Origin of the sequence: Haloprofundus salilacus, from assembly GCF_020150815.1 — an archaeon.
Lineage (GTDB): Archaea > Halobacteriota > Halobacteria > Halobacteriales > Haloferacaceae > Haloprofundus > Haloprofundus salilacus.
This window is the reverse complement of the sequence record NZ_CP083723.1, coordinates 2029604-2045211: the sequence shown is the minus strand read 5'-3', so window position 1 is coordinate 2045211 and position 15608 is coordinate 2029604. Positions and strand designations below refer to the sequence as shown.

Annotated in this window: 14 protein-coding genes, 1 tRNA gene and 1 pseudogene; 11 read left to right on the top strand and 5 right to left on the bottom strand. The window is 60.4% G+C overall.

The window, feature by feature from the left end:
• Positions 1–11: 11 nt before the first annotated feature.
• Genes LAQ58_RS10495 through LAQ58_RS10485 form a run of 3 tightly spaced genes read right to left on the bottom strand, consistent with a single transcriptional unit; the run spans position 12 to position 1195 of the window.
• Positions 12–437, bottom strand: a complete 426-nt coding sequence (locus tag LAQ58_RS10495) for a DUF7346 family protein (RefSeq protein WP_224447418.1) — start codon at positions 435–437, stop codon at positions 12–14.
• Positions 438–482: 45 nt separating this feature from the next.
• Positions 483–950, bottom strand: coding sequence for a DUF7322 domain-containing protein (locus LAQ58_RS10490; RefSeq protein ID WP_224447417.1), 468 nt, complete (start codon positions 948–950; stop codon positions 483–485).
• Between the two features lie 56 nt (positions 951–1006).
• Positions 1007–1195, bottom strand: a complete 189-nt coding sequence (locus LAQ58_RS10485; RefSeq protein ID WP_224447416.1) for a DUF7331 family protein — start codon at positions 1193–1195, stop codon at positions 1007–1009.
• Between the two features lie 186 nt (positions 1196–1381).
• On the opposite strand from LAQ58_RS10485, the gene LAQ58_RS10480 reads away from it, so the two are divergent.
• The 11 genes and pseudogenes from LAQ58_RS10480 to pip all read left to right on the top strand — a co-directional run bounded on the left by LAQ58_RS10480 (position 1382) and on the right by pip (position 13195).
• Positions 1382–4090, top strand: coding sequence for a DNA-directed DNA polymerase (locus tag LAQ58_RS10480; RefSeq protein WP_224447415.1), 2709 nt, complete (start codon positions 1382–1384; stop codon positions 4088–4090).
• Positions 4091–4283: 193 nt separating this feature from the next.
• Positions 4284–5198: an ABC transporter ATP-binding protein gene (locus LAQ58_RS10475; protein ID WP_224447414.1), complete on the top strand. Its 915-nt coding sequence runs from the start codon at positions 4284–4286 to the stop codon at positions 5196–5198.
• 34 nt (positions 5199–5232) lie between these two features.
• Complete coding sequence (sufB, locus tag LAQ58_RS10470; RefSeq protein ID WP_224447413.1) at positions 5233–6663, top strand: Fe-S cluster assembly protein SufB; 1431 nt, start codon at positions 5233–5235, stop codon at positions 6661–6663.
• Positions 6664–7881: a Fe-S cluster assembly protein SufD gene (gene sufD / locus LAQ58_RS10465; RefSeq protein WP_224447412.1), complete on the top strand. Its 1218-nt coding sequence runs from the start codon at positions 6664–6666 to the stop codon at positions 7879–7881.
• Positions 7882–8036: 155 nt separating this feature from the next.
• Entirely contained in the window at positions 8037–8936 is a 900-nt protein-coding gene (locus LAQ58_RS10460; RefSeq protein ID WP_224447411.1) for a polysaccharide deacetylase family protein, read from the top strand.
• Positions 8937–9113: 177 nt separating this feature from the next.
• Positions 9114–9611, top strand: coding sequence for a ferritin-like domain-containing protein (locus tag LAQ58_RS10455; protein WP_224447410.1), 498 nt, complete (start codon positions 9114–9116; stop codon positions 9609–9611).
• A 13-nt stretch (positions 9612–9624) separates the two neighbouring features.
• Positions 9625–10059, top strand: a complete 435-nt coding sequence (locus tag LAQ58_RS10450; protein ID WP_224447409.1) for a metal-dependent transcriptional regulator — start codon at positions 9625–9627, stop codon at positions 10057–10059.
• Positions 10060–10368: 309 nt separating this feature from the next.
• Positions 10369–10441 (top strand) — tRNA-Gln (locus tag LAQ58_RS10445).
• 275 nt (positions 10442–10716) lie between these two features.
• Positions 10717–10857 (top strand): DUF2080 family transposase-associated protein, encoded by a 141-nt coding sequence (locus LAQ58_RS10440; protein WP_224447408.1) that lies wholly within the window; start codon positions 10717–10719, stop codon positions 10855–10857.
• A 9-nt stretch (positions 10858–10866) separates the two neighbouring features.
• Positions 10867–12158: pseudogene (locus LAQ58_RS10435) on the top strand (RNA-guided endonuclease InsQ/TnpB family protein).
• Between the two features lie 77 nt (positions 12159–12235).
• The gene (pip, locus tag LAQ58_RS10430; protein ID WP_224447406.1) at positions 12236–13195 is read left to right on the top strand and encodes a prolyl aminopeptidase; all 960 of its coding nucleotides are present in this window, start codon (positions 12236–12238) and stop codon (positions 13193–13195) included.
• 567 nt (positions 13196–13762) lie between these two features.
• Here the strand turns inward: pip and LAQ58_RS10425 are convergent.
• Both LAQ58_RS10425 and LAQ58_RS10420 read right to left on the bottom strand, forming a co-directional pair.
• Positions 13763–14212, bottom strand: coding sequence for a response regulator (locus tag LAQ58_RS10425; protein ID WP_224447405.1), 450 nt, complete (start codon positions 14210–14212; stop codon positions 13763–13765).
• 33 nt (positions 14213–14245) lie between these two features.
• Complete coding sequence (locus LAQ58_RS10420) at positions 14246–15430, bottom strand: sensor histidine kinase (protein WP_224447404.1); 1185 nt, start codon at positions 15428–15430, stop codon at positions 14246–14248.
• Positions 15431–15608: the final 178 nt, after the last annotated feature.

Genomic DNA, 15608 nt, shown 5'->3' with positions numbered 1-15608 from the left:
GTCGTTTTACGCTACTCGCCTCGAAGTTTCGCGACGCCGTCCCGAGCCAACTCCGTGGCGTCGTAGCCGCGTTCGCCGTAACTTTGGGCTTCTTCGACGAGACCGGCCGTGCGGAACTCCGTTATCTGCCCGTGGAGATCGCTCTCGCAGAGGTCGTACGAATCCAGTAGTTCGATAATCGACAGCGGGCCGCCGTCGGCGAGTTCGACGAGTAACCCGAGCGACCGGTCGCCGTGTGTTGCCGAGAGCACTCGACGAACCGACTCGGGCACGCCCGAGGCGGCGGCGACGAGCGGTGATTCGCCGTCGACGACTTCGAACGCGTCGTTTGGGAGATACCGCTCGTTGCCGGTTTCGGGGTCGCGTACGCGACTCGACTCGCTTGAACGTTTCAGTAAGAGATACTGTCGTCCTTCGTCGTCGCGGACGATCTGCATGTGTGGACCGTGGTTGTAGAATCGGTTAGCCGTTCCGGTCAGACGCTACCGCGCGTCCGCCTCGCTTCCTTCGGACGTCTCGGAGCGGTCGGGGCCGCGTTCGGATTCGTCGACGTCAACAGGTTTCTCTGATTCGCTCACCTCGTCGTCGAGTTCGTCCGACTCGCTCGACTCCTCGTCGCCGTCGTCTCGCTCGTCGCGGAACCGTCGATAGCGCTGGTACGTGCGGAGCGACACGAAGAGACCGACGACGACGAGTCCGCCGCCGAGCAACCACTGCCCGCGGAAGTAGATGAGCATCGGCCCGAGTGCGAGCGCACCGACGGCGACGTTGACGAACAGGACGCTGACCCAAAACGCCGTGGCGACTTCGGGATCGGCCTCGGTCTCGGGAACCGACGGTTCGGGAACCTCCGGGACGGTCGGCAACTCATTCTCGGGGTTTCCCCACCGGTCCCACTCGTCCTCGGGGTCGGGCTCGTCCGGTTCCTCGGGCCACACATCGAAGGGCACAGAACAGCCGAAGCGGGGGTCGAGAATAAGGGTTCGGGGTTTGAAGTTCCGTAGGGCTATGCCTGCTCTCGCAGCGTGACGGCCATCGTCGTCTCCATCCACGCGAGGGGGTTCTGCGCGTCGTAGAAGACGACACCGTCGTCTACCTCGTACGCCTCGACGTTCTCGACGCCGTCGGGGGCTTGCAGCGACTGCTGCGTAGTATCTGCGCTGTCCCACCACTCGTCTTCTATCCGGTCGGACATGCCAACCCTTGGTATGACATAACATGGTATAGGTCTTTCCGTCGTGACCGAATTTGTCGGAGCGCGGGCGACGTTCGTGTGACTGACGTGGAGATAGCGTGCCCACGAGAGCGCTCCGGCTCGCCCGCGAACGCGGCTCCCGGGGAAAAGCCGAACTTTTTAGCCGGGTGTGACCAAGCAGTCGGCATGACTCAGGCTGGGCTCTCCGACTACGGTGGCGGGGGTGGCGACGGCGACGCGACCGACGACGGCGACGGCCGACCGACGACAGAGGCGGCCGCCGTCGCGGGCGACGTGAGCCAGCGGGTGAACGAGATCGTCGACCGACACGAACTGCGCTACCCGGACGCCGACGGGACGCTCGAACTGATGGTGTCGCAGGTGAACTACACCGTCGAGGGACGGGGCCGCGACGAGTACCCAGTCGTCCACGTGTTCGGGCGTACGACCGACAACGAGCCGATGCACGTCCGCGTGCTCGGCTTCGAGCCGTACTTCTACGCGCCGACGGAGACGCTCACCGACGAACTGCTCGACCGTGACACTATCCTCCGGACCGAAGATGGCTACGAGAGTATCCGCGGGGAGGAACTGACGAAAATCGTCGGACGCACGCCCCGAGACGTGGGGCAGATGCGTGACGAGTTCGACCATTTCGAGGCGGACATCCTCTTTCCGAATCGGTTTCTCATCGACAAGGACATCAACGGCGGGATTCGCGTCCCCGACCGCCGCCTCGACGACAACGTCGTTCAGGTCGCCCACGACGAAGTCGTCCCCGCCGACGTCGACGCCGACCTCCGCGTCAACACGTTCGACATCGAGGTCGACGACAGAAACGGCTTCCCCGAGGAGGGCGAGGAGCCCATCATCTGCCTGACGAGCCACGACAACTACCGCGACGAGTACGTCGCGTGGCTGTACGACGCGCCCGTGGGCGACGGCGAGGCTCCGGACGCCCTCGGGGAGTACACGCCGTACCGCGACGACACCGAGGTTGACGTGCGCACGTTCGACGAGGAGGAAGCGATGCTCGAGGCGTTCATTTCCTACGTCGAGGAGACAGACCCCGACGTGCTCACCGGCTGGAACTTCGAGGACTTCGACGCACCGTACTTCCTCGACCGGTTGGAGAAACTCGACGCCTTCACCGACTACGACCTCCGAATCGAGCGCCTCTCGCGCGTCGACGAGGTGTGGCGGAGCGGATGGGGCGGTCCCAACGTCAAGGGCCGCGTCGTTTTCGACCTGCTGTACGCCTACAAGAAGACGCAGTTCAGCGAGTTGGAGTCGTACCGACTTGACGCCGTCGGCGAACTCGAACTCGACGTGGGTAAAGAGCGCTACGCGGGCAGCATTGGCGACCTCTGGGAGACCAACCCGACGCGACTGCTCGAGTACAACGTTCGCGACGTCGAACTCTGCGTCGAAATCGACCGCAAACAGGAGGTCATCCCCTTCTGGGACGAGGTGCGGACGTTCGTCGGCTGTCTGCTCGAAGACGCACCGACGGCGGGCGACGCGGTGGACGTGTACGTGCTCCACAAAGCTCACGGCGATTTCGTCCTCCCGACGAAGGGTCAACAGGAGTCCGAAGACTTCGAGGGCGGCGCGGTGTTCGACCCGATCACGGGTGTCAGAGAGAACGTCACTGTGCTCGACCTGAAGTCGCTGTACCCGATGTGCATGGTGACCATCAACGCTTCGCCGGAGACGAAGGTCGATCCCGACTACGACGGCGAGACGTACCGCGCGCCCAACGGGACGCGCTTCCGCCGCGAACCCGACGGGATGATGCGCGAGATGATCGACGACCTGCTGACCGAGCGCGAGGAGAAGAAGGCGCTCCGAAACGAGCACAAACCCGGCTCTCCGGCGTACGAGCAGTACGACCGCCAGCAAGCGGCCGTCAAAGTCATCATGAACTCGCTGTACGGCGTGTCGGGGTGGGACCGCTTCCGCCTCTACGACAAGGAGAACGCGGCGGCCATCACCGCGACGGGTCGAGAGGTCATCGACTTCACGCAGACGGCGGCGAACGAGATCGACTACGAAGTCGCCTACGGCGACACTGACTCCGTCATGCTCGAACTCGGCCCCGAGGTGACGAAGGAGGAGGCCATCGAGCAGTCGTTCGAGATTGAAGAGCACATCAACGGGCGCTACGACGACTTCGCGCGCGAGGAACTCGACGCGGACGAGCACCGGTTCCAGATCGAGTTCGAGAAACTCTACCGGCGGTTCTTCCAGGCGGGTCGAAAGAAGCGCTACGCCGGGCACATTGTCTGGAAGGAGGGCAAAGACGTCGACGACATCGACATCACCGGCTTCGAGTACAAGCGCTCCGACATCGCGCCCATCACGAAGCGGGTCCAGAAGCAGGTCATCGAGATGATCGTCACCGGGAGCGACACCGACGACATCAAGGAGTACGTTCGCGGCGTGATTCGCGACTTCCAGGACGAGGACGCGAACCTCGAACAGATCGGCATCCCGGGTGGCATCGGCAAGCGACTGGAGAGCTACGACACCGACACCGCGCAGGTCCGCGGCGCGAAGTACGCGAACCTCCTCTTGGGAACGAACTTCCAGCGCGGGTCGAAGCCCAAGCGCCTGTACCTGAAGAAAGTCCACCCGTCGTTCTTCCGGCGGATGGAGGAGGAGCGCGGCTTCGACGCTCGGACGGACCCGCTGTACGGTGAGTTCAAGCGCAACCCGGACGTCATCTGCTTCGAGTACGCCGACCAGGTGCCCGACGAGTTCGAGGTGGACTGGGACACGATGCTGGAGAAGACGCTCGAAGGACCAATCGCGCGCATCATCGAAGCGCTCGGTCTCTCGTGGGACGAGGTCAAGAGCGGCCAACAGCAGACCGGTCTCGGACAGTTCGGCTGAGACGGTTTCGACGGCGTTTCGGCGCGTCTCCGTCCACCGAGCGCCACCGGAACGGCCCGCCGTCGGCGGATTACTGCGGCCGAGTTTTCCGATACCGAAAACAAATTTTTCTCAGAGCGGAAGCCGTAGGGGGTGAATGCGTAAGCATTAATGGGCGGAAGCCCCCACTCCCGAACACGAGGAACACACAGCAATGGCAACACTCGAAATCAAGAACCTCCACGCAGAGGTCGCAGTCGAGGACGGAGAGAAAATTCTTCGGGGCGTCGATTTGGAAGTCAAATCGGGCGAGATTCACGCTCTCATGGGACCGAACGGGTCCGGGAAGTCGACGACGGCGAAGATCATCGCCGGCCACCCCGCCTACGAGGTCACCGACGGTGAGATTCTGCTCCACCTCGACGAGAACGAGTTCGGCGACGACTTCGAGATTCCCGACGACAAGCGCACGTGGAATCTGCTCGAACTGGAACCAAACGAACGCGCGGCGCTCGGTATCTTCCTCGGCTTCCAGTATCCCGCCGAAATCGAAGGCGTCACGATGACGAACTTCCTCCGACAGGCGCTCAACGCGAAGCTCGAAGAGCGCGAGGAGCTGTTCGAAGAAGACGAGGGCGACGACGAGGCCGAGGAGGAGGAGTCGGGTTACGACACCTCGCCGATGGAGGGCCCCGCAGACGAGGGCGAAGTCGGGGTCGCTGAGTTCCAACAGCTCCTGAAGGAGAAGATGGAACTGCTCGACATGGACGAGAAGTTCGCCCAGCGCTACCTCAACGCCGGTTTCTCCGGCGGCGAGAAGAAGCAGAACGAGGTGCTGCAAGCGGCGATTCTCGAGCCCTCTCTCGCCGTACTCGACGAGATCGACTCCGGTCTCGACATCGACCGCCTGCAGGACGTCTCCGAGGGCATCAACGCGCTCCGCGACGAGCAGGGAACTGGCATCCTGCAGATTACGCACTACCAGCGCATCCTCGACTACGTCGAACCCGACGTCGTCCACATCATGCTCGACGGCCAGGTCGTCATGGAAGGCGGCCCGGAGCTCGCCGTCAAACTCGAGGAGAAGGGGTACGACTGGGTCCGCGAGCAGACGTACGAGACAGCCTGATAAGGCTGCGCCAGCTACACCAACCTAACTAACCATGAGTTCAGAACAAGACCATCTAAAAGAGACAGACACCGAGGCCCGCTTCGAGTTCAAGAAGGAGCAGAAGTCCTCCTTCCAAGCTGACAAGGGTCTCACGGAGGAGACCATCCGGGTCATCTCCGAAGACAAAGACGAACCCGAGTGGATGCTGCAGCGCCGTCTCCGCGCGTTGAAGCATTTCCAGAAGATGCCGATGCCGACCGACTGGCCTGGCCAGCCGGACCTCTCGGAGGTCGACGTCAACCAGATCATCCCGTACATCCGCCCCGACGTGGAGACGCGCGGGAGCGTCGACGACTGGACCGATCTCCCGGACGAGATAAAGGACACGTTCGACAAACTCGGCATCCCGGAAGCCGAGAAGAACGCCCTCTCGGGCGTCGGCGCACAGTACGAGTCCGAGGTCGTCTACCAGAACATGCAGGAGCAGTGGGAGGAGAAGGGCGTCGTCTTCATGAACATGGACCAGGCGGTCCAGGAGCACGAGGACCTCGTCAAGGAGTACTTCATGACGAAGTGCGTCCCCCCGAGCGACAACAAGTTCGCGGCGCTCCACGGCGCCATCTGGTCCGGCGGGTCGTTCGTCTACGTCCCCGAGGACACGACGGTCGACATGCCCGTGCAGGCGTACTTCCGCATGAACTCCGAGGGGATGGGCCAGTTCGAGCACACGCTCATCATCGCCGAGAAGGGCTCGGAGGTCCACTACATCGAAGGCTGTTCCGCGCCGAAGTACTCGGCGTTCAACCTCCACTCCGGCGGCGTCGAAGTGTTCGTCGGCGAGGACGCTCACGTCCAGTACTCGACGGTGCAGAACTGGTCGAAGAACACGTACAACCTCAACACCAAGCGCGCCATCGTCGAGAAGGGCGGCCGCATGGAGTGGATTTCCGGCTCCATGGGCTCGAAGGCGACGATGCTCTACCCGGCGTCCATCCTGAAGGGCCGCGGCGCGTCGGACAACCACATCACCATCGCGTTCGCGGGCGAAGGGCAGAACATCGACACCGGCGCGAAGGTGTACCACAACGCTCCCGAGACGAAGTCGACCATTGAGTCCAAGAGTATCTCGAAGGACGGCGGTCGGACGAACTACCGCGGTCTCGTCCACATCGCCGACGGCGCGTACGACTCCTCGACGGCCGTCGAGTGTGACGCGCTGATGTTCGACAACGAGTCCACCTCGGACACAATGCCGTACATGGAGATCAACGAGTCGCGCGTCGACGTCGCCCACGAGGCGACCGTCGGCAAGATCGGCGACGAGGACATCTTCTACCTCCAGTCGCGCGGTCTCGACGACGACGACGCAAAACAGATGATCGTCTCGGGCTTCATCGAGCCGATCACGGAGGAACTGCCCATCGAGTACGCGGTCGAACTCAACCGCCTCGTCGAACTCGAGATGGAGGGGAGCCTCGGATAGATGAGCGTGCAGCTGCCATCCAGCCTCTCGAAGGAGACCGTCCGCGAGATCTCCGAGGAGCGAGACGAACCCGACTGGCTGCTCCAGCGCCGCCTCGACGCGTTCGAGGCGCTCGACGAGCTGCCGCTGCCGGACGTCATCCAGACGCCCGGCCGCCGGTGGACGAACCTCGAAGCGCTCGACTTCGAGACGCTCGTCGACCCGCTGAACCAGTCCGACGAGACCGAGCGCGTCGCCGAGGGTGACGCGGTCGTTCTCTCCTTTACGGAGGCCCTCGACGAGCACGAGGAACTCGTTCGCGAGCACTTCGGTACGGTACTCGACCCGCAGAAGAACTACCTCACGGCGCTCTCCGCAGCGCTCTTCACGACCGGCACGTTCGTCTACGTCCCCGAGGACGTCGACGCGGGTGACGTGAAGATCCGCGCCGAGATGAACTCCCGCTCGCTGTTCAGCCAGACGCTTGTCGTCACCGAGGAGTCGGCGTCGACGACGATTCTGGAGGGAACCGAGACGGGAACCGGAAGCGACGAGATCGAGGGCGAGCGCTACTTCAGCAACCTCGTCGAAGTCGCCGCCGGCGAGAACAGCTACGTCCAGTACGGCTCGCTGCAGAACCTCGACGAGGAGACGTACCACTTCACGCTGAAGCGCGGTCACGCCGACACGTACGCGACGATCAACTGGATCGAGGGGAACCTCGGCTCCCGACTGACGCGCTCGGACGTGGAGACGAACCTCGTCGGCGACTCCTCCGAAACGAAGATCGTCGGCGCGTTCTTCGGCCACAACGACCAGCACTTCGACGTGAACGCCCGCGTCTGGCACGAGGCCGAGCACACGACGGCCGACCTCGTCACCCGCGGCGTGCTCGACGACGAGGCGCGCTCGGTGTACGAGGGCGTCCAGGACGTCGGCGAGGACGCGTGGGACACGAGTTCCTACCAGCGCGAGAACACGCTGATGCTCTCCGACGAGTCCGAGGCCGACGCCTCGCCGAAGCTCATCATCCACAACCACGACACCGAAGCAAGTCACTCGGCGACAGTCGGCCAGGTCGACCGGGAGGATCTCTTCTACATGATGTCGCGCTCCATCGACCCGAGGACCGCGCGAAACATGCTCGTGGAGGGCTTCTTCGTGCCCGTCCTCGAGGAGATTGCGGTCGACGAGTTCCGCGAGGACCTCGACGACCTCATCGTCCAGCGGCTGCGGTAAGCCGCAGACGACAACTCGATTCGCTTTTTATTTGCTCGTCGGAGACACGGCGAATTCTATCTCGAAGACAGCCGCAGCGACCGTCTCACGCGGAGACCCGTCGCCCAGCCGACGGCTGCGAAGAGCCATGCCAACACGTATCGCACGACCGAAACATGGGCGACATCGACATCGCAATCGGCGTCGACGCGGACTGCGTGGCAGGATGGCTCGGTTCCTACGGCGGCGAAGACTCCCCCGCGGACCTCTCCCGGGGCCTCCTCGCGGGGGAGGAGGGTATCCCGCGCCTCCTCCAGGTGTTCGAGGACGAGGGCATCGACACGACGTGGTTCATCCCGGGCCACACCATCGAGACGTTCCCCGAGGAGTGCGGCGCAGTCGCCGACGCCGGCCACGAGATCGGCACGCACGGCTACAGCCACGAGAACCCAACGGACCTCTCCCGCGAGCAGGAGGAAACGATTCTGACGAAGTCGATGGATCTCATCGAGGACCTGACCGGATCGCCGCCGGTCGGCCACCGCGCGAGCTGGTGGGAGTTCAGCGAGAACACGCCCGAACTCGTGGAAAAACACGGCTTTCTCTACGACAGCAGCCTGATGCTCCGGGACTTCGAGCCGCTGCCGATGCGGACGGGAGACGCGTGGCACCGCATCGACTACGACGAGAGCGCCGACACGTGGATGAAACCGTACGAGCGCGGCGAGGAAACCGACATCGTAGAGATACCCATCAGCTGGTACCGCGACGACGTGCCACCGATGATGTTCATCAAGCAGCCGAACTACAACTACGGCTACACCAGCCCTGAGATGGTGTACGAGGAGTTGTATCTGTCACACTTCGACTACCTCTACGACCGGCGCGGGGCGGGCGTTTACACGCTCACGATCCACCCCGACGTCCACGGCCGGCCCCAGTTGATTCCCCTGTTGGAGGAGTTCATAGATTACGTCGGAACGCAAGACGGCGTCGAGTTTACGACGCTCTCGACGGTCGCCGAGAAGTACAACGAAGACCCTACCGTGTACGAGAGCGATGGCGAGTTCGTCTGAAGTCTGACAGACGGTCTCGGCCGGATACAGCGTCGTCGTCGCTGCTCTCGTCGTCGCCACCGGAGTCGGAATCGGACCCCAACTGTCCGTCGGTGAGAGGGAACCGCTTAAGTCCGTCACACGCAGACGAAGAGGTATGACCGACAGGGTATCGAACAGCAACGGAGGGTCGACCCCGTGAGCGTCGGCCACCGCGTGGGCTCGGACCACCAACTCGCACGCCTCCTGCAGATCGGAATCGTGCTCGAAGAGGTAGTCGAGGCCCGAGCGTACCACCACTACCAGTCCCTGTCCGCCGACGAGCGCGAACTCGACGCGGAGATAGAGCAACTGCTCGAACACGCCGCCGACGAGTCCGCCGACCACCGCCAGCGACTGGAAGCGATTATCGACGAACTCGACGCCGAGAGCATCCCGTTCGAGGACATCGAGACACTCGTCGAAGCGCGCTACGGGAAGACGAAACCCGACGACTTCGACGGCGTCCTCTACGACCAGCTCTGCAACGAGGAGACTGCGTACAAGTTCTACGACGACCTCATCGAGGGCATCGAGGCGAGCGACGCGTTGTTCTCCGTCAAGCGCGACCGCTTGCTCTCGGTCCTCCGCGACATCCGCGCCGAGGAGGCCCAGGGCGTCGAAGAGGTGACGAAGATCATGGAGACACGAGAATGAGCGGAGTCAACCGATGAACACGGCAGACCAGTATCTGAAAGCCATCTACCTCATCCAGGAGATGGAGGACGGGCCGGCGGCGACGGGCGCTCTCGCGAAGATGCTCGACGTGAGTCCCGCGAGCGCCAACGAGATGATCGGGAAACTCGAAGACCGCGGACTCGCCGAGCACGAGAAGTACAAAGGCGTCCGCCTCTCCGACGAGGGAATCGTCCGCGCCCGCGACGCGCTGCAGACGTACTGCATCATCGAACGCTTCCTCACGAACGTCCTCGAAGTCGAGGATTTCCGGGGCGAGGCCCGCGAACTCGAGAGCGTCATCGACGACACCGTCGCCGAGCGACTCGACACTATCATCGACCGGAGCTCGGAGTGCCCCGACTGTTTCGACCCTGAGACCGACGCGTGTCGGTATCTCGAAGTCGAGTCGGAGAATCTGGCCGATTGAACGGTTCTGTCGTCAAGCGTGAACGAGCATAGAACTAAGAACGTTCAGTGAAAGGCCGACTCATGAGTGGGACCGACAGCACACTAAGTAGACTCAAGCAGTTGGCTGGCCTCACCTCAGAGGAGAGACTTCCGTACGTCTGCTTGTCCTGCGAGACGGGGTACAACGTGCAGTATCACGTGTGCCCCAACTGCGGCAGTTACGCGGTGGAGAGGCGACGCGAGTGAGCGACCGACGGGCCGAGAGCGGAAATCACTAATAGCCGGAGGACGACCGATTTCACGTAGTCGGAATCGACCGACTCGGCCCAGTCCCGTGGTGTAGCGGCCAATCATAATGGCCTTTGGAGCCATTGACGGCGGTTCGAATCCGCCCGGGACTATGTCCATTTTGGTATGAGTCCTCTTTTTCGAGACGAGAGTCACTGATGATTGCCGCGCCGAGCGAGGGAGTCTGTACAAGATGTGGCGCGTGTTGCGTCGGGAGAGCGTGCCGTTTGAATTACCTGAATTGAGGCGCTAAGGCCCCTTCCTCACCGAGCGACCGAAGCGAGCGAGTAGGGAGGGGATACAGCGCCGCACGGTTCTCAACACGTTCGACGCTCGGCCCACAGGCCCACCGCCACCTTCATGTTGAAACACAGTGTAAACATAGATGATGGATAGACACGAAATCGAAGGCCACGAAGTCATCAACGGGACGGTCAAAGCCACCGGCAACGGCGCTCATGTTCTCGTCCCGAAGGATTGGCGTGGCGCGGACGTGAAAGTCGTCCGAACCACCGAACCCGACGAGTAGCACCAATCCATGAACTACAACTACAGGTATCGACTCCGACCGTCCGACGCTCTCGAAGAACAGTTAGCGTGGACCGTCGATACCTGTAGACAGGTCTACAACCACTTCCTCCACCGACTCAACCGCACCGACGACACATCGGCATACAGCGAACAGAAACGCTTGCCAAGCCTCAAGAAGTGGTGGAACGACCTGAAAAGCGTTCACTCGAAGGTTCTTCAGAAAGTCATACAACGGCTGTACGACAACCTCTCGACGCTTCGCGGGCGCAAAGAGAACGGCTACCGCGTGGGGACGCTCAAGTGGAAGGCACCGGACGAGTACCGCAGTTTCACCTATAGTCAATCCGGCTTCAAGCTCAAAAACACGAGCGGTCGAACGCGACTATGGTTCTCAAAACTCGGAGAAATCCCCATCACCTTCCACCGCGACATTCCCGACGACGCCGAAATCAAGACCATCACGGTTAAACGCGAACCCACCGGCAAGTGGTACGCCATCCTCGGCGTCGAAACCCCGGACGACCCGCCCGCGAAACCCGAGAATCCCGAGAAGTGCGTTGGAATCGACGTTGGCATACTCAAGTACGCCCACGACACCGACGGAACTGCGGTCGAATCGCTCGACCTGTCCGACGAGCGCGAGCGGTTGGAACGCGCACAGCGCGACCTCTCGCGGAAACAACACGGGTCGACCAACTGGGAGAAACAGCGCCGTGTCGTGGCTGAACGCCACGGCGACCTGAAGAACAAGCGTCGTGACTTCCTCCACAAGCTCTCGAACTACTACGCCCGAGAATACGACTTCGTGGCGGTCGAGGACTTGGATGCGAAGGGCTTGGTCGAACTACCGGGCAACTCGCGGAACCGAGCAGGTGCAGCGTGGGGAACGTTCCTCTCGTTGCTCGAATACAAGTGCGAACGTGAAGGAACGCACTTCGTCGCCGTGAATCCGCACGGAACGACGAAAGAGTGTGCGTCCTGCGGCGTTTCGACGGACAAGCCGCTGTGGGTGCGCGAACACTCGTATCCGGCGTGTGGGTTTGAGGCGGATAGAGATGCGAACGCGGCGTGGAACATTCTTTCTCGCGGTATCAAAAAGCGGTTAGGAGCGGGACGCTCCGAATCAACGTCCTCAGAATCGCCTTGCGATTCTGATGTGCGAACGAGAGCTTTGCTCTCGTTAACGCCTGTGGAGACTGCGCTCGCTGTGGACACCTCGGTGTCTGCAAAGCGCGTTCGCCAGATTCCGTGGAAACAGGAAGCCCCACCCTCAAGCGTGAGCCAAAAGGCGAGCGGTAGGGTGGGGTAGTTCACAATTGCACCAACGAGGGTAGATACGAGACAAGTATATCTTGGCTCCTCTGATGACTGTTAGAATGGCCGAGTTCTATCCGCAGAAAGATCCGTATGATCAAGGGGCGGTAGATGTGGGAGACGAAAATCGTGTATACTGGGAAGTTCACGGTAATCCAGATGGAAAACCTGCCCTCGTCGTTCATGGAGGCCCAGGAGCGGGATCGAGACCTCAATCGTGTCAGTACTTCGATCCAGGCCGTTACAAGATAGTTCTCTTTGATCAGCGAGGATGCGGACGAAGTACACCACCTGCGAGCGATCCAGCTACGGATATGAGGTACAATACGACCGAACATTTGCTTGCCGACATGGAACAAATTCGTCAGCATCTGGATATTGATAGTTGGTTGCTCTTCGGGGGATCGTGGGGTTCTACGTTGCTCTTAGCGTACGCTGAACGACATCCGGATCGTGTTTCCGAAATTGTCATCTCGCCAGTAACGACCACCCGGCAGTCCGAGATTAACTGGCTTTATCAGGGACTGTCTCGCTTCCTGCCGGAAGCATGGGAGCAGTTCCGAGCAGGCGTTCCCGATGCTGACAGCGATGACGATATCGTCGCCGCCTATGCGCGCCTCATGGACCATCCTGAGTCGGAGGTGCGGATTCAAGCTGCGAATAATTGGTGTGCATGGGAAGACGCGGTCGTCGCTCACGAGACGGAAGAAGATGTACGACCCTTCAGCAGCAGCTCACTGGATTGGAGATTGTCTTTCGTTCGTATCGTTTCGCACTATTTTTCGCATGCAGCATGGCTCGATGAGGAGCAACTGTTACGCGACGCCGACCGCTTGACTGGTATCCCAGGCGTCATGGTCCATGGTCGGCTCGATCTCGCTGGGCCACTCGAAACTGCATGGGAACTCGGTCGTGCGTGGTCCGATGCAGAATTGATTATCGTTGACAGCTCAGGACACACTGGCGGTGAGACGATGAGGACGCATGTTCGCGACGCGCTCGATTCGTTCGCCGAGCGATAGCTTGTTTCGAATCGAAAATCCGCCTGGAACTACTTTCTGTACGAACGAAGTGAGCACTGACATTCACGACGCGGATTCGAACCGCGGTCGCTCCGACGCCAATCCCGAGCAGTCCGGTACCGTAGGTGCTGGCTGCCAACGTTCCCTTGGCTGTTTCCGTGTGTAGAGGTACGTGCCTAGCCCTGCGGCGACGACGAGTGGCAGATATCCTAAATTCGCAATTAACTCAACTACTAGCCAGACCAGGAACGGGATGCTGACGTCCACGATTACGCGGCGGCGCTCGGTACCACGTACGTACTTGATGACGCGACCTATGGCGGCCCGGAACGGGCTCTCTCCTTGAAAATCCGTTCGTGAGGCACTGGTCACGGCCACCGCCCTCTAGTTCCCTTCTCACTACGGTCAGAGTCGAGTTTCGTCTCCATCGCGAATTTGTGCCTTGTCTTGATCTTCTCACGTTGACTACGAATAGGCTGTCGTGACACTACCTATATGCGGAAACACCGGATAAACAACTGGTTGTTCGTGCCACTTCCAAACCTGCTTAACGTGACAACCTGCGTTTCACTTCTTTTGGGGAAGACGTACAAGAGTACACCAATACTCGTCGAACGTAGCTGACAGTGAGAGGAACTCGTCCGGGTTCACCGGTTTAGTGAGATACGAATTCGTGCCGAGTTCGTAGCTCTTCAGAATGTCCTCGTCGGCTTCTGAACTCGTGAGGACAACTACTGGAATCGTTTTCAGATCCGAATCCTCTTTCATCGTCGCGAGCACCTCTTGACCGTTCAGTTTGGGTAAGTTTAGATCCAAGAGAACGATATCCGGGCGCGGCGCCGATTCGTGCTGCTTTCGCTGATAAACGAAATCAAGCGCTTCTTCACCATCCATGACGACGTGAAGGGTGTTGTTGATTTTCCCCTGTTTGAAAGCCTCTTGCGTGAGTCGAATGTCTCCGGGGTTATCTTCGACGAGTAGAATCTCGAGTGGCGCTCCTGCTCGGTGATCGATCACGAAGCCTCCTCTCGTGTACCAGTGTGACTTTCGTTACGTATTTTGCCGGTGTGATACACTGGCTGCCGGGCTTCCATGGGTCTCCTTGGCTACGGGAAGAGAAAAGGAGAAGGTTGCACCTTCACCACGTGCAGACTCGACCCAGATTTCACCGTCGTGGCGCTCAACGATCCGTTTACAGAGCGCAAGACCGATACCGGTCCCTGGATACTCTCCGGAGTTGTGCAGGCGCTGAAACACCTCGAATATATTTTCGCTATACTTTGGCTCGATCCCGATACCCTCGTCACGGACTGTAACGACCCACTTCGAATCGGCTCGATCAGCTGTGATAGACACACGAGGCGGTCCGTCGCCGCTGTATTCGATCGCGTTTTGCAAGAGGTTCTGGAAGACCTGGCGCAACTGGTTGTCGTCGCCAGTCACCGTTGGAAGCGACTCTTTCGTGATTTCAGCGTTGCTTTCCTCGATTTGGACGCGGATATCTTCGAGCACATCCTCGAGCACTGTATCGAGATCGACCTGTTCGAACGGATCGGCTTGGGTCTCGACTCGCGAATACTGGAGGAGCCCTTTCACCATCTCACGCATTCGATTCGCCCCATCGAGAGCGAACTCGATAAACTCTCGACCATCGCTATCGAGCTCGTCACCGTATCGCGACTCGATGAGTTGCAGGTATGACGAAACCATTCGCAAGGGTTCTTGAAGGTCGTGCGATGCCGCATAGGCGAACTGTTCGAGACGCTCGTTAGACGTTTCGAGGCGTTCGTTTACCGTCTGCAGTTGTTCGACCAGTTCCTCGAGTTCACGCGCTCGCGTTTTCGCCTGAGCGTTGTGAGTTCCCGCGACGAGACCGGCAACGCTCGCAAGCCCCGTCAGGATGAAGATGACTGATGGATCGTCGACGACCTCACCAGGCTGAAGACTGTAAAACGTGAGAATAGCGACCATCATCACGATTCCACCGAGACACCACCGTACGACAGTCGGATAAAACTCCTCGCGAATCTCCGACTGCGGTAACCGATACCCGACAAAGAAGAGGACCGCTCCTGGACCGGCGATCAAGCTGAACACGATCAATTCACCCACTGACGTGCTTCCCACCATCTGAGTGAGTGTCCAGCCAAAAGCAACTGCGATGTACATCCCTCCAAGAACGACGATTACGCGATGCCCGGCATTAATCGGGGAAACCCGGGAGAGAGATCCCATTACATACTCCACTACAACGGCAGGTAATTATCGTTCGCATTGCTCCCGTGGCACACTGTAAGCGTTCCGATAGGATAGAAAACACGGGTTCGCATTCAAATCGGATACTGAAAATATCTTTTCCCGCCTCAAAACTCATCAGAACTCCACGGAGATGCGTGTAAGTTGCTACTCCTTG